We start from the raw sequence: 23,951 nt of genomic DNA on the forward strand, positions 1-23,951 counted from the left end.
GCCGGGCGGCGTCACACCAGGGCGGTGGCCTCCGCGAGGGAGAGGCCACCGCCTTCGGCGTACGCGGCGTCGAACGCCGCCCGGTCGAGCACGGCGAGGACCGCCCCCTCGGCGTGCTCGAGCGTCGCCCGCTCGACGGTCGCCGCGACATGCCCCGGAGGGAGCAGGGCGCGCGCGGCGCCCAGGCAGCGGGCGGCGTCCGCGGCGTGGCTGCCGCCGTCCACCTCGGCGAGGGCGGCCGCCGCGATGGTCAGGTACAGGGGCTGCAGATGCGGGGCGATGGCCAGGGACAGCGGATCGCTGGAGCGCTCCAGCGCCCGCCGGATCTTGTGCACGGCCTCCTCGACACGGCCGTCGACGATGTCCACCCAGGCCTCCTGGCCGAGGATGAGGGCGTCGAAGACGACGAAGTGCGCGATCCCGAAACCCTCGCGCAGCAGCCGCAGTTGTTCGCGGGCCTCCGCGACCCGGCCGGTCAGGCAGAGCCGGGAGGACAGGAAGAGCCGTGCCATGGGCAGCGCCTCGCTGTTGCTGCCGTCGGTGCGCTCGATGACCTCGCGCAGCAGGCGCTCACCCTGCTCCGGCTCGCCCGTCTCCAGCAGTACGACGCCCAGGCGGATGGCGAGCACCGACGTCTGGGCGCGGGCGCCGAGGCGCTCGGCGTGGGCGATGGCCGCCCGGAAGTCGGCGGCGGCCGCCGCGTACTCGCCCTTGCGCTCGCGCGACTCGCCGCGCGCGGAGAGCGCCTCGGCGGCCCCCCAGGAGTCCCCGAGGCGTTCGAAGATCTCCAGTGCCTCGTCGGCGTCGCGGGTGGCGTCGCCCGCCCACTCGGTGCGGTTGGCGAGGATGTTCGCGCGCATCTGCAGGGTGCCGGCCAGCTCCCACTCGAATCCGGGGGTCTCCCGGCAGGTGCGCACGCAGGAGTCGAGGATGGTGCGCAGCCGGTCCACGCCGCTGGTCAGCAGCTCGGCGAAGAACCAGAGCATGCCCGGGGCACGGCAGGTCTGCGGCATCCCGGGTTCGTAGACCCGGGTGATGGCGCGCAGCTTCGCCTGGGCCGCCGGGGTCTGCCAGGTGTCGAGTTCCGTGTCCATGCAGGCGAGATGGGCCAGGTGCAGCCCGCGCCGGGCCTCGTCGAGCAGTTCGCCGGTGTAGGGGGGCGGGATGTCCGTGCAGCGCTGCCACACGGGGGCGGCACGGCGCACGGGCTCCTCGAACGGGTCGGGGCCCAGCGCCATCACCTCCCGGCACAGGTTGCGGGCCTCGACGCGCAGATCGCGCATCTGCCAGTACCAGACGAGGGCGTGGATGATGCAGAGCGCCTCCTGCTCGTCTCGGCCGGCGATGGCGTGCCGCAGGGCGGTGCGCACGTTCTCGTACTCGAGCTGGAGCCGGTCGACGGCGGCGCGCTGGCCGGTGCCGCGCAGCAACGGGTCGGTGGTGCGCGCGAGTTCGCGGTAGTACGTCAGATGGACGCGTTCGGCCTCGGTACGGCGCCCGGTCTCGTCCAGCCGCTCGGTCGCGTACTCGGCGACGGTCTCCAGCAGGCGGTAGCGCATCTGGCCGTCGGCCGAGGGGGCGGCCACCACCAGGGACTTGTCGACCAGGGAGCCGAGCGCGTCCAGGGCGAACGGGCCGCAGACGGCCTCGGCGGCGGCCAGGTCGCAGCCGCCCGCGAACACCGACAGCCGACTGAGGACGTCGCGCTCGTCCGTGTCGAGCAGGTCCCAGGACCAGTCCACGACGGCGCGCAGGGTCTGCTGGCGGGGCAGCACGGTGCGGCTGCCGCTGGTGAGCAGCCGGAAGCGGTCGTCCAGCCGGTCCGCTATCTGGCGGGGCGTCAGCATGCGCAGCCGGGCGGCCGCCAGCTCGATGGCGAGGGGCAGGCCGTCGAGCCGCCGGCAGATCTCGGCGCACGCCTCGGGATCGTCCTCGACCCGGAAGCCGGGCCGGGCCGCCGCGCCCCGGTCGGCGAGCAGCCGCAGTGCGACCGGCTCGGGCAGCGGCTCCACGGGGCGCACCACCTCCCCGGGCACGCCGAGCGGTTCCCGGCTGGTGGCGAGGAGGGTCAGCTCCGGGCAGTGCGCCAGCAGGCGTTCGGCGAGCTGGGCGGCGGCCTCGACGACGTGCTCGCAGTTGTCCAGGACGAGCAGCATCCGGCGCCGGGCGCAGTGTTCCACCAGCCGCTCGACCGGGTCGTCGTGCCGGTCGGCGACGGCGCGCATGCTCTCGGCGCCGGCGCCGTGCAGCACGGTCTCGCGGGCGCCGATCGCGGTCAGCACGGCCTGCGGTACGGCGTCCGGGTCGTCCACGGGCGCCAGTTCCGCCAGCCACACCCCGTCCCGGGCGGTGTGCCGCACCGACTCGGCGGCCTCCTGGGACAGCCGGGTCTTGCCGGCCCCGCCGGGTCCGAGCAGGGTGACCAGCCGGGCGGCACCGAGGTCGGCGCCGATCGCCGCGAGGTCCGGCTCGCGGCCGACGAAGGAGGTGAGCCGGGCCGGCAGGTTGCCGAGGACGGCGGCGGGGGGCGTGGGCCCAGGTTCCGGAGCGGCCGGAGCGGCGGACGTGCCGGGTGCGGGATCCGTGGCCTCGGCGAGCAGCAGCTCACCGTGGAGCGCGCGCAGTTCGGGACCGGGGTCGGAGCCGAGCCGGTCGGCGAGCAGTTGCCGTACCTCGTCGTAGGCGGCCAGTGCCTGGGCGGGGCGGCCCAGGTCCCTGAGCGCCCGCAGCCGCAGCGCCTGCAGCGGCTCGTCCAGGGGGTGGCTGTCGCACAGCGCGGCCAGCTCGGGCAGCGACCGCTCGGCGTGGCCGAGGGCGAGGGCGGCGGTGTGCCGCGCGCGCAGGGCGTCCAGGCGGCGGGTCTCCCAGCGGACCGCCTCGGCGGTGCGGTCCGGCAGGTCGGCGAGGGCGGGGCCGTGCCACAGGGCGAGCGCGTCGTCCAGGACGACGGCGGCCTTCGCCGGGTCGCCGTCGGACAGCGCGGCGAGCCCCTCGCCGGTCAGCCGGTCGAAGCGGGTGAGGTCGACGTCGTCGGGGGCGGCGACGAGCCGGTAGCCGCCCTCGGCGGAGGCCACGGCGCCGGCGCCGAGTGCCCTGCGCAGCCGGCCGACCAGCGCCTGCAGCGCGCCGGCCGCGTCGGCGGGCGGGTCGGCGCCCCAGACCTCGTCCACCAGGACGCCCGCCGGGACGGTCCGGCCGGCCCGCAGCGCGAGCACGCTGAGCAGGGCGCGCAGCCGCGCTCCGCCGACCGGGACGGGCGTGCCGTCGGGGCGGTGGGCCTGGGTGGTTCCGAGGAGGCGATAGCGCACGGGGTCCATTCTCTCCGGAGCGCTCAGCGCCGGTCACCGGGTTCGCGCGGTGCGCCGTCCGGCACCTCCAGGGTGACGAGGGCGCCGTGGACCCGGCGGACCCGGTGCGGACCCTGCGGCGGTGCGTAGTCCTCCTCCGCGAACCACTTCGGGCAGTGGTCGACGGGCTCGAGCGTCACGGAGCCGGGCACCGGCCGCGGGGAGCGTCCCGAGGGGAGGAGCGTGACCTTCCCGTAGGGCGGTGCCGTGCGCCCGAGATCACGCAGGTCCAGGTCGACCGTGTACTCCTGGTGCACCAGGTCGATGGCACGGACCCGGCCGGTGGTCGGGCGGGTGGTGTCCGAGTGGTTCTCCACCCAGGCCTCGGCGCCGTGGCAGTCCCCGTCGCGGAGCTGCCGTTCGTCGAGGTCGACCAGCGGCCAGTCGATCTCGTCGCCCACCGAGAAGGGCGCACCGCAGCAGCCCATCTGCCATTCCTCGTAGAACACCCTCTTCAGTGCCATTCCCCCACCATCCAGGAACCGGACGGCCACCGCTAAGCGTTTTCCCGGCGTGTCCGCCGCCCGGTACGGTCGGCCTTCCCGACCGCCCCGTCCACAGGAGCCGCCCCATGACCACCGTCACCACCAGCCGTGGCGACCGCCGCGTCAGTCCCGTCTTCGTCGGCATCCTGGCCGTGACGGCGGTGACCGGCTGGGCCACCTGGACCGGCTTCGCCGAGCAGCCGGGTGTCGCGGTGTTCCTGTTCGTGACGGCGGCCTGGATCGTCTCCCTGTGCCTGCACGAGTACGCGCACGCCCGCACCGCGCTGCACTCCGGGGACATCTCGGTGGGCGAGAAGGGCTATCTCACCCTCAACCCGCTGAAGTACACGCACGCGCTGCTGAGCATCGTGCTGCCCGTGGTCTTCGTGATCATGGGCGGGATCGGTCTGCCGGGCGGCGCGGTGTTCATCGAGCGCGGCCGGATCCGGGGCCGCTGGCGGCACAGCCTGATCTCGGCGGCCGGGCCGCTGACGAACGTGGTGTTCGCCGCGGTGTGCACGGCGCCGTTCTGGCTGCACGCCCTCGACGGCGTGCCCCGCGACTTCCGGTACGCGCTGGCGTTCCTCGCCCTGCTCCAGGTGACGGCGGCGATCCTGAACTTCCTGCCGGTGCCGGGCCTGGACGGCTACGGCGTGATCGAGCCGTGGCTGTCGTACAACGTGAAGCGTCAGGTGGAGCCGTTCGCTCCGTTCGGCCTGCTGTTCGTGTTCGCGCTGCTGTGGGTGCCGTCGGTGAACATCGCGTTCTTCGACGCCATCGACGCGATCCTGCGCGGCCTGGGCGTCGACGACTTCTCCCAGGCGTGCGGCCACGAGCTCTACCGCTTCTGGCGGGAGACCCCGGAGGTGTGCACGATCAGCCCGTGACGGACTTGCCCTGCCCCGCGGCGGCGCGGCCGCGCTTGACGTAGTACCAGGTCATGTTGGACGCCAGGCCCGCGAGGAGCACCCAGACGATCCCCAGCCAGCTGCCCCGGGCGAAGGAGACGACCGCGGCGGCGACGGCGAGGACGCAGACGATCAGGGTGTAGAGGGCGATGCGGGGCATGGGGCTGGGCTCCTGTCGGGGGACACTGCTCGGTACTGCTTCACCGACCAGTGTCCCCCATCGCCCGCTACGGCTCACACGTCGGTGACGCGCAGCCCGGCGTGCGCCTTGTACCGGCGGTTGACGGAGATCAGGTTCGCCACCAGCGACTCCACCTGGTGGGCGTTGCGCAGCCGCCCGGCGAAGACGCCGCGCATGCCGGGAATGCGGCCGGCGAGCGCCTGCACGGTCTCCACGTCGGCCCGGTCCTCGCCGAGCACCATCACGTCGGTGTCGATCCGCTCGATCTCCGGGTCCTGGAGCAGCACGGCCGACAGGTGGTGGAAGGCGGCGGTGACCCGGGAGTCCGGGAGCAGCGCGGCGGCCTGCTCGGCGGCGCTGCCCTCCTCGGGCTTCAGGGCGTAGGCGCCCTTCTTGTCGAAGCCGAGCGGGTTGACGCAGTCCACGACGAGCTTGCCGGACAGCTCCGCGCGCAGCGACTCGAGGGTCTTGCCGTGGCCCTCCCAGGGCACGGCGACGATCACGATGTCGCTGCGGCGCGCGGTCTCGGCGTTGTCGGCGCCCTCGACGCCGTTGCCCAGCTCCTCGGCGGCGGCCCGCGCGCGCTCGGCGGCCCGCGAGCCGATGATCACCTTCTGGCCGGCCATGGCGAGCCGGTGGGCGAGGCCCTTGCCCTGCGGGCCGGTGCCGCCGAGCACGCCGACGACCAGCCCGGAGACGTCGGGCAGGTCCCAGGGGTCCTTCGCGGGGGCCTTGGCGGGAGTCTGTGCGCTGTCGGTAGAGGTCATGGGCCGACTCTACGTCCGCGGGTGTGGCGGCAGCGGGTCGGGTGAGCCCGGAAAGGCTGCCCGGCCGCGCTGTCCCCGGGTCGGGCGAATTCGGCGTGAACTCCGGGCCACGGACGATCGGTTGCGGCAGGATGCGGCCGCATGGACGCCGTACGTGTCGCGTTGCTGCGGGAAGTGCTCGCCGGGACCGAGTGGCTGGGGGCCACCCGGCGGTTCGCTGGGGTGCTGCGCGGGTCGGTGGTGTCGCACGGGGGCGGGCTGCTGCTGGTGGGCACGCCCGAGTACGAGCCCTGGCACCTGGCCGCGCACCTGGTGGACGAGGCCGCCTGGTCGGGCACCCCCGAGCTGGCGCCCACGCTGGTGCGGCACCGGGCGCGCCCCGTCGATCCCGCGCACCTGGCCGTCGGGCCCGGCCGGATCGAGGCGGCGCGGCGCGGTGAGACCCTGCTCGTCGTCGCCCCCGAGGAGCCGGCGGAGCTGCTGGAGCGGGTGCACGGGGCCCGCCGGGCCGGGGTGACGGTGCTGGCGCTGGGCGCGGGCGGCGGCGAGCTGGCCGCGATGGCCCACGACGCGCTGGCCGTGCCCGAGGGCGCGGAGCTGGACCTGGACAGCGTGCAGCACCTGGTCAGCGCGGCGGCCGGCGAGAACAGCTCACCGCGGGCCCGGCGGGGGTTCCGGGACCGCCTGTCCCGGCTCGCGGACATCCTGACGGCGCCGCCCGCCGCCCCCTGGTGACCCGCCGCTCCTCGGTGCGGGGGGCCGGGCCCGCGGAAAACCGGTTGCCCGCCGGACCGGCCCGGCGCAGCATGCCCGGGTGGCCCATGCTCTCCTCCCCGATCTCGCCCCCTGGAAGGCCTCCGCCGACTTCCGCAGACTCTGGGCCTCCGGCCTGATCAGCAACTTCGGCAGCTTCCTCACCTTCGTGGCACTCCCCGTCCAGCTCAAGGAGCTCACCGGCTCCGCGGCGGCCGTCGGTGCGATCGGCGCCGCGGAACTGGTGCCGCTGATCGTCTTCGGCCTGTACGGCGGTGCCCTCGCCGACGCCGTCGACAAGCGCCGGCTGATCGTGTGGACGGAGGCCGGTCAGGGCCTGCTGAGTGCCGCCCTGCTCGTCGACGCGCTCCTGCCGCGCCCCGCGGTCTGGCCGCTCTACCTGGTCGCCGCCCTCTCCTCCGCGCTGGTCTCCGTCCAGCGGCCGGCCCTGGACTCGCTGCTCCCGCGGATCGTCGCCCACGACCACCTCCCGGCCGCGGCCTCCCTGAACTCCCTGCGCTGGACGGTCGGCGGAGTGGCCGGTCCCGCGGTCGCGGGCGTGGTCGTCGCCTACGCGGGCCTCGGCTGGGCATACGCCGCCGACCTGCTGACCTTCGCCGTGTCGCTGGTCTTCGTCGCCCGCATCGCCCCCTCCCCCGCCTCGCACGAGGCGGCGAAGCCGGACCTGCGGGCCGTCGCGGAAGGTGCCCGCTACGCCTGGGGACGCAAGGAACTGCTGGGCACGTACGCGGTCGACCTCGCGGCGATGTTCCTGGCCATGCCGCTGGCCGTACTGCCGTTCCTGGCCGACGAACTGCACGCCGAGTGGTCGCTCGGCCTGATGTACGCGACCTTCCCGCTGGGGGCGCTGCTCGTCGGCCTGACCAGCGGCTGGACCTCACGGGTGCACCGGCACGGCCGGATGGTGGTGCTGGCGGCCGCGCTGTGGGGCCTGGCGGTCGCGGCGGCGGGAGTAGCCGGCGAGGTCTGGCTGGTGCTGCTCCTGCTGACCGTCGCGGGCGGCTGCGACATGGTCAGCGGGGTGTTCCGGGGCGCGATGTGGAACCAGACGATCCCGGACGAGCTGCGCGGCCGGCTGGCCGGCATCGAGCTGCTGTCGTACTCGGTGGGCCCGCAGCTCGGGCAGGTCCGCTCCGGCGGCGTCGCGGCGTGGGCCGGCGTACGGACGTCCGTCTGGTCGGGCGGGGTGCTGTGCGTGGGCGCGATGGGGCTGCTGGCCCTGTGCCTGCCGGGGCTGATGACGTACGACGCGCGGACCAGCGAGCACGCGGTGCGGCTGCGCGAGCAGCGCGCCGCCACCGCGTCCGCGCCGGTGTGAGTCTCAGTCCTCGTCGGTGTCCCGGCCGCCCGCCGGGGCGTCGTGCCAGCGGGGGTCGGTCTCCCATTCGAGGTTGCGCTCCTGCGCGGTCTCCATCGCGCGCTGCGCCTCCTGCGGGCTGGCGTACGGGCCGAAGCGGTCCTTGCCCGGGCAGTCCGGGCCCTCCTCGACCTTCTTGTGCTCCAGGCAGTAGTACCACTCACCCGGCTTGCCGGCGGTGCGCTTCTTGAACAAGGCCATGGACAGCTCCTCTCGCCACGCACATATTCCCCCATGGCCGCTGGTTAGGCGCTTTCGTGCGGACCGGGCCGGACCCGCGGACCCGGCGTGGTCCACGCGGGAGGGCCTAAACTCGCTGGCATGTCTGGCCAGTCGCTGCTCGCACCAGGGGAGATCTCCCCCACCCGTTCGGTACCCGGAAACATCCGCCGCCCCGAGTACGTAGGCAAGCCCGCGCCGGCGGCGTACACCGGTCCGGAGGTGCAGACGCCCGAGACCGTCGAGGCGATGCGCCGCGCCGGCCGCATCGCCGCGCGGGCGATGGAGGAGGCCGCGAAGCACATCGCACCCGGAGTGACCACCGACCTGCTGGACAAGGTCGCCCACGAGTACATGTGCGACCACGGCGCCTACCCCTCGACGCTCGGCTACCGCGGCTTCCCCAAGTCGCTGTGCACCAGCGTCAACGAGGTCATCTGCCACGGCATCCCGGACACGACGGTCCTCAACGACGGCGACATCGTCAACCTGGACGTGACCGCGTACATCGGCGGGGTGCACGGCGACAACAACGCCACCTATCTCGTCGGGGACGTGGACGAGGAGTCGCGGCTGCTGGTGGAGCGGACCCGGGAGTCCCTGAACCGCGCGATCAAGGCGGTCAGGCCGGGGCGGCAGATCAACGTCATCGGGCGGGTCATCGAGTCCTACGCCAAGCGCTTCGGCTACGGAGTGGTGCGGGACTTCACCGGGCACGGCATCAGTTCGTCGTTCCACTCCGGCCTGATCATCCCGCACTACGACAGCCCGCACGCGACGACGGTCATGCAGCCCGGGATGACCTTCACCATCGAGCCGATGCTGACGCTGGGGACGTACGAGTACGAGATGTGGGACGACGGCTGGACCGTCGTGACCAAGGACCGCAGGCGGACGGCGCAGTTCGAGCACACGCTGGTGGTGACCGAGACGGGCGCGGACATCCTGACCCTGCCCTGACCCAGGACGCCCCGCGGAAGGCCCGCCCCACCCCGGTGGGGGCGGGCCTTCCACTGCCCGTCCCGCCCACCCCCGGTGTTTTCCCGACATCTTGTCGGTAAACTTTCCGGCAGCAGGCCGGCGAACCACCGCGCACCCGAGTCCGGGGAGAGTCCATGGAGTCGTTCTCGACCGTCATCCGCACCGCGTCGCACCAGCAGCACGTGGCGGCGGAGACCTCGTCGTTCATGAGCGACCTGCTCGGCGGCCGGCTGGGGGTGGCCGCGTACGCGCGCTACACCGAGCAGCTGTGGTTCGTCTACGAGGCGCTGGAGAGCGCCGCCGGGCGGCTCGCGGCGGATCCGGTGGCCGGGCCCTTCGTCCGGTCCGAGCTGCTGCGGCTGCCCGCGCTGGAGCGGGACCTGGCGCATCTGCGCGGCCCGCGCTGGCGCTCGGAGGTGTCCGCCCTGCCCGCGACCGGGGCGTACGCGGACCGCGTCCGGGAGTGCGCCGAGCGCTGGCCCGGCGGATACGTCGCCCACCACTACACCCGCTACCTCGGCGACCTCTCCGGCGGCCAGATCATCCGGGACCGGGCGGAGAAGACCTGGGGCTTCGCGCGCAAGGGCGACGGCGTCCGTTTCTACGTCTTCGAGGAGATCCCCAACCCGGCCGCGTTCAAGCGGAGTTACCGGGCCCACCTGGACGCGGTCGACGCGGACGAGCTGGAGCGGCAGCGCATCGTGACGGAGTGCAAGCGGGCGTTCGCCCTGAACACCGCCGTCTTCGAGGCCCTGGGGGAGGAGTTCGCCCGGAGCGCCTGACGGCCGGCGCCCCGCGCCGCCCGCCCGCCGCCGTGCCTCGAACGGCCCGGGGGCGTCTTGCTAGCGCTCGAGGAGGACCCGGCCGCCGACCTCCACCCAGCCGTGCGGCTGGGGCGCGGTGAGGATCTGGGAGCCCCTGCCCTGGGTGATGTTCAGCGCCCGGCCCAGCCGCTCGGTGAGCAGCAGCGCGGCCGCGCCCGTCGCCTCGTCCTCGTCGATGCCGTCGCCGCGGCCGGGGAAGGCGCGGGCCCGGACCCGTCCGGCCGCCTCGTCCTCCCAGGCCCAGGCGTAGATCCACTCGCCGGGCGGCGGCACGTCGAGGGCGTCTACCTCGGCGGCGGTGCCGTACTGGCGCAGGGTGCGCGGCGGAGCCCACTCCGCGCGGGCCTCGATCCAGCTGAACTCACCGTCCAGCCGGGCGCCCACCGGCCCGGCGGGCGTGACCAGCTCGGGCACGTCCAGCAGCCAGGCCGTGCCGACGCAGGGGTGCCCGGCGAAGGGCAGGCGCAGGGTGGGCGTGTAGATGTCGATCAGCCCGCGCTCGGGGTCGTCCACGAACACGGTCTCGCTGAAGCCGAGCTTGGCGGCCAGCGCCTGCCGGTCGTCCCGCCCGGGCAGCACCGATCCGTCCCGGACGACGCCCAGCTCGTTGCCGTAGCCGCCGCCCGGTCCGCAGAAGACGCGGAGCACGTCGTAGTCAGTCACCAGATGATTGAATCACCCCTTGACCTCCCCTTTACCTTGTGCCGGCGCCGCCTTTGAAGCGCCGAGACCAAGCCGTGTCCGTGATCCTTCCGTGAGCCGAATCACGACCCTGGTGTGTATCGCTCAGGTAAGCCTCAGTTATGTTAGGTCAGCCTCACCACACCAGATCCGTCTTGGAGCCTGCATGCGAGCCGTCCGACTGACCGTCACCGCCGCCACCGCCGTGGCCGCTCTGACCGCCCTCTCGGCCTGCACCGCGAAGAGCGATGCCGAGGACGGCAAGGCCATCGAGGTCACCGCCGCCGACTCCAAGTGCGACACCTCGGCCAAGTCCGTACCGGCCGGCCAGGTCACGCTGAAGATAGCGAACAAGGGCTCCAAGGCCACCGAGGTCGAGATCGTCTTCCCGGACGACCGGATCGTCTCCGAGAAGGAGAACATCGGCCCGGGCACCAAGTACACGCTGACCGCCGAGGTGAAGGCGGGCACGTACGAGATCGCCTGCCGCCCCGGCATGAAGGGCCACGGCGTCCGGCAGAAGCTCACCGTCACCGGCGGCGGCAAGACGGCCCGGCGCGACCCCAGGCTGGACGAGGCGGTCGCCGACTACCGCCAGTACGCGCTGGACCAGGCCGACGAGACGGTGCCTCGGGTGGTGACCTTCGTGAAGGCCGTCAAGGACGGCGACGTGGCGGCCGCCAAGAAGGCCTACCCGCTCTCCCGCCTCGGCTGGGAACGCACCGAGCCGGTCGCCGAGTCCTTCGGCGACATCGACCCGAAGGTCGACGTCCGCGAGGACGGGCTCGAGCAGGGCCAGAAGTGGACCGGCTGGCACCGGCTGGAGAAGGCCCTGTGGAAGGACGGGAAGATCGGCGCCGAGGAGAAGACCATCGCCGACCAGCTCGTCACCGACCTCAAGGACTGGCAGAACCGGGTCGGCAAGGCGGAGATCACCCCGTCCTCCATGGCCAACGGCGCCAAGGAGCTGCTGGACGAGGTCGCGACCGGCAAGGTCACCGGTGAGGAGGACCGCTACGCCCACACCGACCTGGTCGACTTCAAGGGCAATGTCGAGGGCGCGCAGAAGGCCTACGAACTGCTGAAGCCGGTCGCCGCCAAGAACGACCCGGCGCTGGCCAAGGAGCTGGACAAGCAGTTCGCGGCGTTGAACACCGTGCTCGACCAGTACCGCTCCGACAAGAACTCCTACGAGTTCACCTCCTACGACAAGGTCACCGGGGAGCAGCGCAAGGAGCTGTCGGACGCGGTGAACGCGCTCGCCGAGCCGCTGTCCAAGCTCGCCGCCGCCGTCGTCAAGTGAGCAGGGGGAACAAGGCGATGACCGAGACCCAGGAAACCCAGGAGACCCGGGAGACCCAGGAGTCCCGCGACGGCGGTCCGTCGCGCCGGGCGCTGATCGGCTGGGGAGGTGCCGGGCTGGCGCTCGGGGCCGCCGCGGCCGGCGGCGGGATGGCGATGGCCAAGGTGGGCGACGACGTCGACCCCGCCTCCGCCGAGGCGGGCGGGGCGGTGCCGTTCCACGGCACCCACCAGGCCGGCATCGCCACCCCCGTACAGGACCGGCTGCACTTCGCCGCGTTCGACGTGAAGACCGACGACCGCGAAGCGTTCGTGCAGCTGCTGAAGGACTGGACGGACGCGGCCCGGCGGATGACCGCCGGGAGGACCGTCGGTGAGGGCGCCTACGGCGGGCTCGCCGAGGCGCCGCCGGACGACACCGGCGAGGCCCTCGGGCTCAAGCCGTCCCGGCTGACGCTCACCATCGGGTTCGGGCCGTCGTTCTTCGACAGGTTCGGCCTGCACGACCGGCGGCCGGCGGCCCTGGCCGACCTGCCCGCCTTCCCCGGCGACAACCTGGACAGGGCCCGCACCGGCGGTGACCTGTGCGTCCAGGCCTGCGCGGACGACCCGCAGGTCGCCGTGCACGCCATCCGCAACCTGGCCCGGATCGGCTTCGGCAAGGTCGCCATCCGCTGGTCCCAGCTCGGCTTCGGCAAGACCTCGTCGACCACCCCGGGCGCCCAGACCCCGCGCAACCTCTTCGGCTTCAAGGACGGCACCCGCAACATCGCAGGAACCGAGGACGACCGCCTGAAGAAGTTCGTGTGGGCCGGCGAGGGGGACGGGCCGGACTGGATGACCGGCGGGTCCTACCTGGTCGCCCGGCGCATCCGCATGAACGTCGAGACCTGGGACCGGACCTCGCTGCAGGAGCAGGAGGACGTCTTCGGCCGCGACAAGCGCGAGGGCGCCCCGGTCGGCAAGGCCAAGGAGCACGACGAGCCGTTCCTGAAGGCGATGAAGCCGGACTCGCACGTGCGGCTCGCGCACCCCGGCTCCAACGACGGCATCACGATCCTGCGCCGCGGCTACTCCTTCACAGACGGCACCGACGGCCTCGGTCGGCTCGACGCCGGCCTCTTCTTCCTCGCCTACCAGCGCGACGTGCGCAAGGGGTTCATTCCGCTGCAGCGCAGGCTGTCCGCGCACGACGCGCTCAACGAGTACATCCAGCACGTGGGTTCGGCGGTCTTCGCGGTTCCCCCGGGCGTCCGGGACACCGGCGACTGGTGGGGACGCTCGCTGTTCCAGAAGGAGGCGTAGCCCGTGTTCTCCAACTACCTGATCGGTCTGCGCGAGGGCCTGGAGGCGTCGCTCGTCGTCTGCATCCTGATCGCCTACCTGGTCAAGACCGGCCGCAGGGACGCCCTGAAGCCGATCTGGATCGGCATCGGCATCGCCGTCGCCATCGCGATGGGCTTCGGCTGCGCCCTGGAGTTCGGCTCCCAGGAGATGACGTTCCAGGCGCAGGAGGCGCTCGGCGGCTCGCTGTCCGTCGTCGCCGTCGCCCTGGTGACCTGGATGGTGTTCTGGATGCGGCGCACCGCCCGGCACCTGAAGTCGGAGCTGCACGGCAAGCTGGACGCGGCGCTCGCGATGGGCACGGGCGCGCTGGTCGCCACCGCGTTCCTGGCCGTCGGCCGGGAGGGTCTGGAGACCGCCCTGTTCGTGTGGGCCTCCGTGCACGCGGCGAGCGACGGCACCCCGCGCCCGCTGATCGGCGTGGCGCTGGGCCTGGCCACGGCCGTGCTGCTGGGCTGGCTGTTCTACCGGGGCGCCCTGAGGATCAACCTGGCCAAGTTCTTCACCTGGACCGGCGGCATGCTGGTCGTGGTCGCGGCGGGCGTGCTGGCGTACGGCTTCCACGACCTGCAGGAGGCGAGCTGGATCCCGGGCATCAACCGCCTGGCCTTCGACATCAGCGGCACGATCCCGCCGGACAGCTGGTACGGCACCCTGCTCAAGGGCGTGTTCAACTTCCAGCCGGACCCGACGGTCGTCCAGCTCACGGTGTGGGCCCTCTACCTGGTCCCGACGCTGGCCGTCTTCCTGCTCACCCCGGAGTTCCGCGCCCGGCTGCGCGGCAGCGGGCGGGGCACCGCGGCTCCCGCCGGCGGCAAGGTGCCGGCGTCCGAGTGACCGGCCCGCCGGACAACGGGACGGCACAGTAGGGGAACCGGCCGTCCGCGCGCCTTCCCGTCCCGGTAGGGTTCGCCTCCGGGAAGGGGAGGGTGAAGGCACCTCATGAGCAGGGATCGCAGTCGTCGCGGGCTTCGCAGGCGGGACCGGAACGCACTCGTAGCGGCCTCGCTGACCGCTTTGTCGCTGACGGCGAGCGGATGCGTCGTGGTGCACGGGGAGCGCGAGGTGCTTCCCTCCGCCGGCCGCGCCGAGGCCGCCAAGGCCCTACGGCAGTTCACGGACGCCTACAACAGGGCCGACGAGGCCTACGACCGCTCCCTGGACGCGAAGTACGTCACCGGCGCCCTCGCCGACATCGACGGCGCCCGGCTGAAGGCCGGGCACGCCAACAGCCCGTCGGGCAACGCGAACCACTCCCCGCTGGAGCTGACGGACGCGAAGTTCACGATCCCGAAGAAGGCCGGGTGGCCGCGCTGGTTCGTCGCGGACGCCAAGGGCAACAAGGGCGGCAACGCCCGCTGGCTGCTGGTGTTCACCCGGGACGGCCTCGGTGAGCCGTGGCAGGTGGCGTATCTGACGCTGGTGGCGGCAGGGGACGTACCGGAGTTCAAGAAGGACGCGGACGGCTGGGCCGAGGCCGTGCCGGCCGGCTCCACGGGACTGGCCGTGCCGCCCGCCGGGCTGAGCAAGGGGTACGCGAGCCACCTGAAGAGCGGCGGGAACACCTTCGCGGACGGCCCCTACACCAGCACCCTGCGCGCCAACCGCCAGAAGCTGGCGAAGCGGCCGGGTCTGGTCCGGCAGTTCATCGACGAGCCGCTGACGAGCGGCGACTACGCGCCGCTCGCGCTGCGCACGGCGGACGGCGGGGCGCTGGTCTTCTTCACCACGCACCACTACGAGAAGCAGACCGCCGCGGCCGGCACGTCGGTGCCCACCCCCAATCGGGATGTGCAGGCCCTGACCAAGGGCGAGATCAAGCAGTCGCTGACGCTGGAGATCATCGCCAACGAGGCCGCCCTCGACCCGGCGGGCGGCGGGCGGGTGTCGGTGCTGGGGCGGGTCCAGGGGCTGACGGCGGCGCAGGGCGAGTAGCCGGCGCGGGGGCCGGGTGCCCGGGCGGGCTCAGTGCCCCAGGGGCCAGGCGGCGCCCGCGGGGTCGCCGGTGTGGCGGGCGCAGGCGTCGGTCAGCGTCTCCAGCAGGCTCAGCGGTTCGGGCAGCGGGTGCTCCGGTCCGCGCAGCCAGCGCAGCCCGCGCTCCCCGTCGCCAGGCAGCCGGGCGGGCGGTACGAGGACGTAGGAGCCCCGGCAGTGCCAGCGCAGGCCCGGGTGCTCGTCCATGGTCTCGGGGTGGCAGTCCAGCTCGCAGGGCCACCACTCGTCCTCGTCCTCGGGGGTGCCCCGGGTGAGGGTGAAGAACATCATGCGGCCGTCGTCGCTCTCGGCGACCGGCCCGACCTCCACACCGGCGTCGCGCAGCCGCTCCAGCGCCTCCCGGCCGGCCTCCAGGGGGACGTCCAGGACGTCGTGCACCATGCCGGTCGCGGTGATGAAGTTGGCCTGCGGCTGGTGCCGGGCCCAGCGCTCGATCTGGGCACGGTCGGTGGTGCACTGGGTCTGCCAGGCGAACGACACCGGGTGCCGGGCCGGGGTGGGACAGCCGACGCGGTCGCAGGAGCAGCCGTAGCCGGTCCCGGGGTGCGCGGCGGGTGCGAGCGGCAGACCCGCGGCCGCGGCGGCGAGCAGCAGGGCCTCACGGCCGCCGGGATCGGCGGTCTCCTTCGGGCGGCGTCCGCGCAGCCACTGGGAGAGTTTGCCCTGCCGGCCGCCGCGGCCGCCGAACGTCGCGCTCATCTGTCCCCTCTCGCCTGGTGCGGACAGCATGCCTCATCGTCCCATCTTCCTGCGCTTCGGGGTGTCACCCGGGCCATCCGGAGAAACCGGACGAGACGCGCCTCACAGGAGGTCAGCGCGGGGCCAGACCGTGCAGGGCGTAGTCCACGAGGGTGTCCGTGTATTCGTAGGAGATCGGGCCGGTGCGCTGGAGCCAGCGCTGGGCCAGCGGGGAGACGAAGAGTTCCAGGGCGATGCGCGGGTCGAGGTCGGGGCGCACCGCGCCGGTCCGCTGTGCCGAGCGCAGCCGCTCCACGTAGAGCTGGAGCTGGGGCCGCAGCAGCTTGTCGACGAACTCGCGGCCGAGCTGCTCGTCGACCAGGCCCTCGGCGGCCAGTGCGCGGGCGGGCGTCTCGAAGCGCGGGTCGAGCAGTTCGTCCACGGTGGCCCGCAGCACCGTCCTGAGGTCGGCGGCCAGGTCTCCGGTGTCGGGCAGGGCGTGGGGCTGCTGGCCCGCCGCCCGTGCCGCCTGCTCGCCGAGGTCCAGGAACGCCTCCAGCAGGACGTCCGCCTTGGACGACCACCACCGGTAGATGGTCTGCTTGCCGACCCCGGCGCGGGCGGCGATCCCCTCCACGGTGGTCTTCCGGTAGCCGGTCTCACCGACCAGGGCGAGGGCGGCGGCGTAGATCGCCCGGCGGGACTTCTCACTGCGCCGGGCGGCGTCGGGGGCGGGCTTCTGGACCATGGGCTGACGCTAACAAGCCACGGGACGGCTACGCGGGCGGGTCCTGGGGCGGCCAGGGGTCGCCCCAGTCGGCGTCCCGGGCCGCCCGGTACAGGGCGCCGTGACGCTTGGTGACGGTCGTACGGCCCAGCCGCTCCTCAGCCTCGCACAGGTCCAGCAGCACCTGCCCCTTGCGGATCTGGGGGCGCCGGACCACCCGGTTCGAAGCCGGCTCGGCGGGGAGCCGGGTGGCGGCCACGTAGCTGAACTTCTCGTCCTCGTAGGGCAGGGAGCCGCCCTTGACCTGCCGGTGCAGCGAGGAGCGGCTGACCCGGGCGGAGAAGTGGCACCAGTCCGTACCGGGGACGATGGGGCAGGCGGCGCTGTGCGGGCAGGGCGCGGCCACCCGGAAGCCGGCGCGGACGAGGCGGTCGCGGGCCTCGATGACGCGCTCGTAGCCCGCGGGCGTACCGGCCTCCACGATCACGACGGCCTGCGCGTCGGCCGCGGCCGCGTCCACGAGGGCCGCGCGGTCGGTCTCGGCGAGTTCGTTGAGGACGTACGACACGGTGACGAGGTCGGTGGGGCCGAGGGTGAGCGCCGTGCCGATCCGGGCGCGTTCCCAGCGGGCGTCGCGCAGGGCCGGGTTGGCGGCGGCGATCTCCCGGCCGAGGGCGAGCGCGGGTTCGGCCCAGTCGAGCACGGTCACCGGCCGGGTCCCGTCCCAGGTGGCGGTCACCGCCCAGGTCGCCGCTCCGGTGCCGCCGCCGACGTCCACATGGCTGCCGGGCGCCCAGCCGGGCACGGTGTCCGCGAACGCCGCCAGCGCCGAGCGGACCGCCTCGAAGGTGGCGGGCATCCGGTAGGCGGCGTACGCGGCCACGTCGGCGCGGTCGCGCAGGATCGGGGCGTGGGTGGGGGTGTCGCCCCGGTAGCTGGCGATCAGCCGCTCCACGGCCCCGGCGGCCTGCCGGGGCGGAAGCCCGTCGAGCAGCGCGGTGACGGAGGCACGCAGGGCGTCGGCTGGGGAGACTGGGGCGTTCACCCCGCGATTCTCTCAGGGTCGGGAGGGGGCCGGTCCCGGTGGGCGGCGACGCCGGCCGCCCGCGCTCACGCGCCGCGGACGGCCCGGGACAGGTGGGTCGCCATGGTCGCCCTCGGTCTGCTGTCCGGCAGGCGTCTGCGGGGGTGCACCGTGTTCGCCAGCAGGACCAGGAAGGTGTCCGTGGCGGGGTCCAGGACGAGGGAGGTGCCGGTGAAGCCGGTGTGGCCCGCCGCTCCCCGGCCCGCCAGCTCGCCCATGAACCACGGCTGGTCCACGGCGAATCCCAGGCCGGGACCGGTCAGCAGGAGTTCCGTGAAGTCGGGGCCGAGGATGCGGGCGGGGCCGTACGCGCCGCCGCCCAGCAGCGCCCGGCAGAAGACCGCGAGGTCCGGCGCGGTGGAGAAGAGGCCGGCGTGGCCGGCGACCCCGCCGAGCGCCCAGGCGTTCTCGTCGTGCACCACGCCCCGCAGCATCCCCCGGTCGGCCTTGGCCCACGGCAGCCGCTGGTCCTCGGTGGCCGCCGCGCCGGGGCACGGTCCGAAGCCGGTCGCCGCCATCCCGAGCGGCCGGGTGATGCCGTCCTCGATCAGCACGTCCAGGGTGCGGCCGGTGATCCGCTCCAGGACGAACTGGAGCAGGATCATGTTCAGGTCCGAGTAGAGGTAGGTGCCGGGAGCGGCGGCGGGCGCCTCGGCCCGCAGCATCGCCAGCCGGGCGGCGGTGTCCGGCCGTTCGTACAGCGGGAGTTCGGGGCGCAGCCCGGAGGTGTGGGTGAGCAACTGCCGGACGGTGATGCCGTGTTCGGCGGCGGCGGTGAACTCGGGCAGGTAGGCGCCGACCCGGGCGTCCATGCCGAGGGTGCCGCGCTCGATCTGCTGGACGGCGGCGACGGACGTGAACAGCTTGGTGAGGGAGGCCAGGTCGAAGGGGGTGCCGACACCGGCCGGGACCCGCTCGGCGGGCGGCAGTTCGACCCCGGTGCCGGTCCCGGCGTCGTAGGAGGCGTAGCGCACCGCCCAGCCGGCGGCCTCGGCGACGGCGACCACGGGCCCGCGTCCGGCCAGCACGACGGCACCCGCCGCCCAGGGGCGCACTCCGGCGGTCAGGGCGTGCACCTCGTCCGCCAGGTGCCCGAGTTCCGTGGGGTCGAGCCCGGCTCGTTCGGGTGTGCCGGGGCGCAGTCTCGGCGTGCTCAGTTCTGGTCTCCCTCCGGCACCGTACGTGCCCTCCACGGACGGCACAGTCCCACGAAGCACGCCACCGCGACCAACGCACCCGCCAGCTGGACGACCGCCATCGGCACGGCGGTGTGCTCCCCGGCGACCCCGACCAGCGGGGAGGCGACGGCGCCGATCAGGAAGGAGGAGGTACCGAGCAGCGCGGAGGCCGAGCCTGCGGCCTGCCGGGTGCGCAGCAGGGCGAGGGACTGGGCGTTGGGAAGGGTGAGGCCCATCGCCGACATGAGCACGAAGAGCGCGGCGGCGACCGGCACCAGGCCGGTCTCGCCGAAGACCCCGGCGGACATCAGCAGCAGGGCGGCCGCCGCGAGCACGGTCACCGCGAGGCCGGCCGCGAGCACCTTGTCCAGGGCGACCCGGCCGACCAGCAGCTTGCCGTTGATCTGGCCGGTGACCATGAGCCCGACCGAGTTGAGGCCGAAGAGCAGGCTGAAGGTCTGCGGGGAGGCGCCGTAGATCTCCTGCACGACGAACGGCGAGGCGCTGACGTAGGCGAACAGCGAGGCGAAGGCGAAGCCGCCGGCCAGCAGGTAGCCGCTGAACGGCCCGTCGGCGAGCAGGCCGCGCATCGCGCGCAGCGCCTGCCCCACGCCGCCCCGGTGCCTGCGGGCGGGCGGCAGGGTCTCCGGCAGCCGCGCCCAGACCAGGGCGGTGAGCCCGGCGCCGGCCACGGTGAGGACGACGAAGACGCCCCGCCAGTCCGTCACCCGCAGGATCTGGCCGCCGATCAGGGGCGCCACGATCGGGGCGACCCCGGAGACCAGCATCAGGCTGGAGAAGAAGCGGGCCATGGCCAGGCCGTCGTACAGGTCGCGCACGACGGCGCGGGCGATGACGATGCCGGCCGAGCCGGCGAGGCCCTGCGCCAGCCGGAGTGCCACCAGGGTCTCGACGTTGGGCGCGAGCGCGCACAGGGCGGTGGTGACGAGGTAGACGGCGAGTCCGGCCAGCAGCGGCCGGCGGCGCCCCCAGCGGTCGCTCATCGGCCCCACGACCAGTTGCCCGAGGGCCATGCCGGCCAGGCAGGCGGTGAGGGTGAGCTGGACGGTGGCGGCGGGGGCGTGCAGCGTGCGGGTGACCTCCGGCAGCGAGGGGAGGTACATGTCCATCGCCAGCGGGGTGGTGGCGGTGAGGCCGCCGAGCAGGAGCACGAGGAGCAGGCCGGCGGGCCGGGCGGGCGCGACCGGCGCGGCGGCGGCCGGGTGCGCCGATTCCGGTGCCGATGCCGCCGTGTCCTCGCGCATGCGTCCCTCCCTCTCGTGCTGTCCCGGCACCTATGCTCTCAGCTCGTACACACTGCCGAGGCACACATGAGCGAGGGCGGGGCGGGATGGGGCAGCAGAGCGTGCGGTGGGGGATCCTGGCGACGGGTGGGATCGCGGCGGCGTTCGCGGCGGATCTGGTGGATCTGCCGGACGCGGATATCGTCGCCGTGGCCTCGCGCAGGCAGGAGTCCGCGGAGGCGTTCGCCGAGCGGTTCGGGGTGACCCGGGCCTACGGCGACTGGGAGTCGCTGGCCGCGGACCCGGACATCGATGTCGTGTACGTCGCCACCCCGCACGCGGCGCACCGGGCCGCGGCCGGGCTGTGCCTGACGGCGGGGCGGAACGTGCTGTGCGAGAAGGCGTTCACGCTCAACGCCCGCGAGGCCGGGGAGCTGGTGTCCCTGGCCAAGGAGCACGACCGCTTCCTGATGGAGGCGATGTGGATGTACTGCAATCCGCTGGTGCGGCGGCTGAAGGCGCTGGTGGACGACGGGACGATCGGCGAAGTCCGCACGGTGCAGGCCGACTTCGGTCTCGCGGGTCCGTTCCCGGCGGCGCACCGGCTGCGGGACCCGGCGCTCGGCGGCGGGTCGCTGCTGGACCTCGGGGTGTACCCGGTGTCGTTCGCGCACCTGCTGCTCGGCGAGCCCGACGCGGTCGCCGCGAGCGCGGTGCTCTCGGCCGAGGGCGTCGACCTCCAGACCGGCGCCCTGCTCTCCTGGGAGAGCGGCGCGCTGGCCTCGCTGCACTGCTCCATCGCCGGCGGCACCGGGACCACCGCCTCGGTCACCGGCTCGCTCGGCCGGATCGACATCCCCGCAGGCTTCTTCCACCCCGAGCGGTTCGTGCTGCACCGGGACGGCCGCGACGGCGAGGAGTTCACCGCGGACCCGGCCGACGGGCCACGGACCAGCCTGCGGCACGAGGCGGTCGAGGTGATGCGGGCACTGCGGGCGGGCGAGCGGGAGTCGCCGCTGGTGCCGCTGGCCGGCAGCCTCGCGGTGATGCGCACGCTGGACGCGATCCGGGAGCGGATCGGTGTGCGGTACCCCGGGGAGGCCGTGACCGCGGCCGCGGTCGCCGGTTAGGACCTGCCGTCTCGCGCACGGCTCCCGTCCGGCCGTGCGCCGCCTCGCCCTCCCTTGCCCCAGCCGTATGGCGGACAGCCGATTCCGCATGGCGGAGCCGCCGCCTACGCTGCGGAGCCATGACTGACAGGGAATCGAAGATCGCGGTGGTGACCGGCGCCGGTTCCGGCATCGGGCGGGCCGTCGCCGTGGAACTGCTGCGCGCCGGCTGGTCGGTGGTCCTGGCCGGCCGGCGCACGGAGACGCTGGAGGAGACGGCCGCGCGGGCGCCGGGGGGCCCGTGGCTCGCGGTGCGCACCGACGTGTCCCGGCCCGAGGACGTGGACGCGCTCTTCACGGCGGCCGTCGAGCGGTTCGGCCGGGTGGACCTGCTGTTCAACAACGCGGGCACCTTCGGGCCCGGCGGGGTCCCCGTCGAGGACCTGCCCTACGAGGCCTGGCGGCACGTGGTGGACACCAACCTCAACGGGGCTTTCCTGTGCGCGCAGGCGGCGTACCGGCGGATGAAGGAGCAGGACCCGCGGGGCGGCCGGATCATCAACAACGGTTCCGTGTCCGCCCACGCGCCCCGGCCGATGTCGGTCGCCTACACCGCGACCAAGCACGCGCTGACCGGCCTGACCAAGTCGCTGTCGCTGGACGGGCGGCCGTACCGCATCGCCGTCGGCCAGATCGACATCGGCAACGCGGCCACGGAGATGACGGCCCGGATGGAGACCGGCGCACTCCAGGCCGACGGGCGGACCGTTCCCGAGCCCGTGATGGACGTGGCGGACGTGGCGCGCACCGTGCGGCACATGGCCGAGCTGCCGCTGGAGGCGAACGTGCAGTTCGCGACGGTACTGGCGACCGCGATGCCCTACATCGGGCGCGGCTGAGGCAGGTTGGGCGGGCGCAGTTCGAACATCCGCGGTATTGCGGCCGATCGGCCGCATATGGTCAACTTTTCTCCACAAGAGCTTCACACTTGGAGTACGGGGATTCCGAAGCCATACCGAGGGGGGACGGCAGCCGTTCCGCCGGCCGCAGGTTGGGGGTGGGTCCCGCGGGTGACCGCGGGGTACGCACCGGCCGGTGGAACGGCTGCCGCAGACCGCTCCACCGCACGACCCCTTCGCGTTCCGGCGGCTCAGAGCCGCCGGCGTCCGCCGGTTCCGCTCTCGGGCCGCTCCTCGGCCTCGGCCGTGGCCGCCCTGCCCCGGGTCAGCCGCCGGCGCAGCGCCCAGGCACCCCCGCCCAGCAGGGCGGCGGACCCGACGGCGCCCTCCAGCAGCCGCCACGACGAGGGGTGTCCGGACGCCGCGCCGGGAGCGCCCGCCCCGGCCCGGGCCGCCCTCCGGGCCGTACCCGGCGCCGGACTCGCGCTCGCCCCGCCCGCGCTGAGCGGCTCCACCAGCGCGCCCACCGCCTGCGCCGAACCGCCGTGCTCGAAGCCCCAGTCGAGCAGCGCGGCGGTCTGCTCGTAGACCGCGTTGCCGCCGACGTGGGGGTGCATCACGGTGACCAGGAGGGTACGGCCGCCGCGGGTGGCCGCACCGGTGAAGGTGTTCCCGGCGTGGCTGGTGTAGCCGTTCTTCACTCCGATCAGACCCTCGTACACGTCGAGACCCCATGCCCCGGTCAGCAGGCGGTCGGTGTTCTGGATCTGGAAGGTCTTCCTGCCGCCCGCCGGGAAGTCGGCGGTCCGGGTGCCGCAGTAGCCCCGGAAGTCGGCGTCCCGCAGGCCGTGCCGGGCGAACAGCGTGAGGTCGTACGCCGAGGAGAGCTGCCCCTTGTGGTCGAAGCCGTCGGGGCTCACCACCCGGGTGTCCAGGGCCTGCAGGTCCTCCGCCCTGGCCTGCATCTCGGCGACCGTCTTCGCGATGCCGCCGTTCATGTGCGACAGCACGTGCACCGCGTCGTTGCCGGAGCGCAGGAACACCCCCTGCCACAACTGCTCGACGGTGTAGGTGATTCCGGGTTTGATTCCGACCAGGCTGGAACCCGCCGGGACGTCGGCCAGGTCCTCGTCGGTGACCTTGTACCGCTCGGCGCGGTCGAACTTCTTCAGCACGGTGTCCGCGAAGAGCATCTTCAGCGTGGACGCGGGGGCGAGGCGCCGGTGCGCGTTGAACGAGGCGAGCACCTCGCCGCTCTCGCCGTCGGCGACGAGCCACGCGCGGGCGTCGAGCTTCCTGGGCGGTTTCGAGGCGCCGAGCACCTGGACTCCGCCACGCGCCAGCCGCTCACCGCCCACGACCGTGGCGGCGGCGGCCGGTGAGGCCGCGGAGAGGGGAAGGGCGGCGGCCGTCAGCCCGAGGACGGCACGCCGGCTGAGCCGGGAACTATCACGCACCCCGGGACCGTACACCGCGTCGAACAGGGGTTTGTCCACAGGAGCCGGTGGGACGACCGGAATTTGCCGTCCCATGAGAATCCGGTGAGTCACCCGCGTTCCCAGCCCTTGCACATCCTTTACCCAGGCCCCCGCAAAGGTTCCTCCCTAGAGCCCACCGGCAACCTCGACGAGGGCACCCGCGACGACGTCATGGCTCTGCCGGAGGGCCTGTGGCGGGAGCACGGGCTGACCTTCGTCATGGTCACCCACGACTCCTCCACAGCCCGCCGCGCCCCGCGCCCGGCCACCATCGAGGCTGGCCGGATCACGCTGACGGAGCAGGCGGGCGCAAGCCGGGATGACGCCCGGCGACAGCCCTACGCGGAGCAGCGGTTCGGCGCACACGGCCACTGACGGCCGCCGATCCG

23 protein-coding genes and 1 pseudogene are annotated in these 23,951 nt (G+C 73.6%); 12 read left to right on the top strand and 12 right to left on the bottom strand.

The features are described 5' to 3' along the window. Nucleotides 1–11: 11 nt before the first annotated feature. Entirely contained in the window at nt 12–3,317 is a 3,306-nt protein-coding gene (locus ACWCPN_RS00585; protein ID WP_451201478.1) for a BTAD domain-containing putative transcriptional regulator, read from the bottom strand. 14 nt (nt 3,318–3,331) lie between these two features. Further along, the gene (locus ACWCPN_RS00590) at nt 3,332–3,811 is read right to left on the bottom strand and encodes a DUF6578 domain-containing protein (RefSeq protein ID WP_392291411.1); all 480 of its coding nucleotides are present in this window, start codon (nt 3,809–3,811) and stop codon (nt 3,332–3,334) included. A 107-nt stretch (nt 3,812–3,918) separates the two neighbouring features. Here ACWCPN_RS00590 and ACWCPN_RS00595 point away from each other — a divergent pair, with 107 nt between their 5' ends. Further along, the gene (locus ACWCPN_RS00595; RefSeq protein ID WP_199210316.1) at nt 3,919–4,719 is read left to right on the top strand and encodes a site-2 protease family protein; all 801 of its coding nucleotides are present in this window, start codon (nt 3,919–3,921) and stop codon (nt 4,717–4,719) included. On the opposite strand, the gene ACWCPN_RS00600 is transcribed toward ACWCPN_RS00595, so the two are convergent. Next, the gene (locus ACWCPN_RS00600; protein ID WP_199210317.1) at nt 4,709–4,900 is read right to left on the bottom strand and encodes a hypothetical protein; all 192 of its coding nucleotides are present in this window, start codon (nt 4,898–4,900) and stop codon (nt 4,709–4,711) included. The genes ACWCPN_RS00595 and ACWCPN_RS00600 overlap by 11 nt on opposite strands. A gap of 74 nt (nt 4,901–4,974) precedes the next feature. Continuing rightward, nucleotides 4,975–5,688, bottom strand: a complete 714-nt coding sequence (gene npdG, locus ACWCPN_RS00605) for an NADPH-dependent F420 reductase (protein ID WP_365123225.1) — start codon at nt 5,686–5,688, stop codon at nt 4,975–4,977. 141 nt (nt 5,689–5,829) lie between these two features. Here npdG and ACWCPN_RS00610 point away from each other — a divergent pair, with 141 nt between their 5' ends. After that, a complete protein-coding gene (locus ACWCPN_RS00610) occupies nt 5,830–6,423 on the top strand; it encodes a hypothetical protein (RefSeq protein ID WP_451201481.1) in 594 nt (197 codons plus the stop codon). A gap of 79 nt (nt 6,424–6,502) precedes the next feature. Continuing rightward, complete coding sequence (locus ACWCPN_RS00615; protein WP_451201484.1) at nt 6,503–7,780, top strand: MFS transporter; 1,278 nt, start codon at nt 6,503–6,505, stop codon at nt 7,778–7,780. A gap of 3 nt (nt 7,781–7,783) precedes the next feature. Here ACWCPN_RS00615 and ACWCPN_RS00620 read toward each other — a convergent pair whose 3' ends face one another. Continuing rightward, on the bottom strand, nt 7,784–8,020 hold the full coding sequence (locus tag ACWCPN_RS00620; protein ID WP_451201486.1) for a hypothetical protein: 237 nt from the start codon (nt 8,018–8,020) through the stop codon (nt 7,784–7,786). A 120-nt stretch (nt 8,021–8,140) separates the two neighbouring features. On the opposite strand from ACWCPN_RS00620, the gene map reads away from it, so the two are divergent. Together map and ACWCPN_RS00630 are read left to right on the top strand one after the other, a co-directional pair. Then, nucleotides 8,141–8,998: a type I methionyl aminopeptidase gene (gene map / locus ACWCPN_RS00625; RefSeq protein ID WP_199210320.1), complete on the top strand. Its 858-nt coding sequence runs from the start codon at nt 8,141–8,143 to the stop codon at nt 8,996–8,998. Between the two features lie 155 nt (nt 8,999–9,153). Beyond that, nucleotides 9,154–9,801, top strand: coding sequence for a biliverdin-producing heme oxygenase (locus tag ACWCPN_RS00630; RefSeq protein WP_199210321.1), 648 nt, complete (start codon nt 9,154–9,156; stop codon nt 9,799–9,801). A 60-nt stretch (nt 9,802–9,861) separates the two neighbouring features. Here ACWCPN_RS00630 and ACWCPN_RS00635 read toward each other — a convergent pair whose 3' ends face one another. After that, on the bottom strand, nt 9,862–10,506 hold the full coding sequence (locus ACWCPN_RS00635; protein WP_451201487.1) for a PhzF family phenazine biosynthesis protein: 645 nt from the start codon (nt 10,504–10,506) through the stop codon (nt 9,862–9,864). Between the two features lie 184 nt (nt 10,507–10,690). Between ACWCPN_RS00635 and efeO the strand changes: the two genes are divergently transcribed. The 4 genes from efeO to ACWCPN_RS00655 all read left to right on the top strand — a co-directional run bounded on the left by efeO (nt 10,691) and on the right by ACWCPN_RS00655 (nt 15,105). After that, nucleotides 10,691–11,827: an iron uptake system protein EfeO gene (gene efeO / locus ACWCPN_RS00640; protein WP_451201489.1), complete on the top strand. Its 1,137-nt coding sequence runs from the start codon at nt 10,691–10,693 to the stop codon at nt 11,825–11,827. Between the two features lie 17 nt (nt 11,828–11,844). Next, the gene (efeB, locus tag ACWCPN_RS00645) at nt 11,845–13,131 is read left to right on the top strand and encodes an iron uptake transporter deferrochelatase/peroxidase subunit (RefSeq protein ID WP_451201492.1); all 1,287 of its coding nucleotides are present in this window, start codon (nt 11,845–11,847) and stop codon (nt 13,129–13,131) included. A 3-nt stretch (nt 13,132–13,134) separates the two neighbouring features. After that, nucleotides 13,135–14,007: an iron uptake transporter permease EfeU gene (gene efeU / locus ACWCPN_RS00650; RefSeq protein ID WP_451201494.1), complete on the top strand. Its 873-nt coding sequence runs from the start codon at nt 13,135–13,137 to the stop codon at nt 14,005–14,007. A 105-nt stretch (nt 14,008–14,112) separates the two neighbouring features. Continuing rightward, nucleotides 14,113–15,105 (top strand): hypothetical protein, encoded by a 993-nt coding sequence (locus ACWCPN_RS00655; RefSeq protein ID WP_451201495.1) that lies wholly within the window; start codon nt 14,113–14,115, stop codon nt 15,103–15,105. A gap of 30 nt (nt 15,106–15,135) precedes the next feature. Here the strand turns inward: ACWCPN_RS00655 and ACWCPN_RS00660 are convergent, their stop codons facing one another. From ACWCPN_RS00660 to ACWCPN_RS00680, 5 genes are all read right to left on the bottom strand, one after another. Then, complete coding sequence (locus ACWCPN_RS00660) at nt 15,136–15,864, bottom strand: bifunctional DNA primase/polymerase (protein ID WP_451201497.1); 729 nt, start codon at nt 15,862–15,864, stop codon at nt 15,136–15,138. A gap of 112 nt (nt 15,865–15,976) precedes the next feature. After that, nucleotides 15,977–16,591 carry a TetR/AcrR family transcriptional regulator gene (locus ACWCPN_RS00665; protein ID WP_451201499.1) on the bottom strand — a complete coding sequence of 205 codons (615 nt, stop codon included), beginning with the start codon at nt 16,589–16,591 and terminating at the stop codon, nt 15,977–15,979. Nucleotides 16,592–16,619: 28 nt separating this feature from the next. Further along, a complete protein-coding gene (locus ACWCPN_RS00670) occupies nt 16,620–17,615 on the bottom strand; it encodes a small ribosomal subunit Rsm22 family protein (protein ID WP_451201500.1) in 996 nt (331 codons plus the stop codon). A gap of 65 nt (nt 17,616–17,680) precedes the next feature. After that, nucleotides 17,681–18,856 (bottom strand): serine hydrolase domain-containing protein, encoded by a 1,176-nt coding sequence (locus tag ACWCPN_RS00675; RefSeq protein ID WP_451201503.1) that lies wholly within the window; start codon nt 18,854–18,856, stop codon nt 17,681–17,683. After that, nucleotides 18,808–20,097, bottom strand: coding sequence for a multidrug effflux MFS transporter (locus tag ACWCPN_RS00680; RefSeq protein ID WP_451201505.1), 1,290 nt, complete (start codon nt 20,095–20,097; stop codon nt 18,808–18,810). Before ACWCPN_RS00680 ends, ACWCPN_RS00675 begins: the two co-directional genes overlap by 49 nt. A gap of 86 nt (nt 20,098–20,183) precedes the next feature. On the opposite strand from ACWCPN_RS00680, the gene ACWCPN_RS00685 reads away from it, so the two are divergent. Next, nucleotides 20,184–21,206, top strand: coding sequence for a Gfo/Idh/MocA family protein (locus ACWCPN_RS00685; RefSeq protein ID WP_451201507.1), 1,023 nt, complete (start codon nt 20,184–20,186; stop codon nt 21,204–21,206). Nucleotides 21,207–21,325: 119 nt separating this feature from the next. Beyond that, nucleotides 21,326–22,084, top strand: a complete 759-nt coding sequence (locus ACWCPN_RS00690; protein ID WP_451201509.1) for an SDR family oxidoreductase — start codon at nt 21,326–21,328, stop codon at nt 22,082–22,084. A 251-nt stretch (nt 22,085–22,335) separates the two neighbouring features. Here the strand turns inward: ACWCPN_RS00690 and ACWCPN_RS00695 are convergent, their stop codons facing one another. After that, nucleotides 22,336–23,616 (bottom strand): D-alanyl-D-alanine carboxypeptidase family protein, encoded by a 1,281-nt coding sequence (locus ACWCPN_RS00695; protein ID WP_451201510.1) that lies wholly within the window; start codon nt 23,614–23,616, stop codon nt 22,336–22,338. 75 nt (nt 23,617–23,691) lie between these two features. Between ACWCPN_RS00695 and ACWCPN_RS00700 the strand changes: the two are divergent. Next, nucleotides 23,692–23,937, top strand: a pseudogene (locus ACWCPN_RS00700) (ABC transporter ATP-binding protein); the annotation flags it as partial. Nucleotides 23,938–23,951: the final 14 nt, after the last annotated feature.

Source organism: Streptomyces sp. NPDC002386 (genome assembly GCF_053593175.1).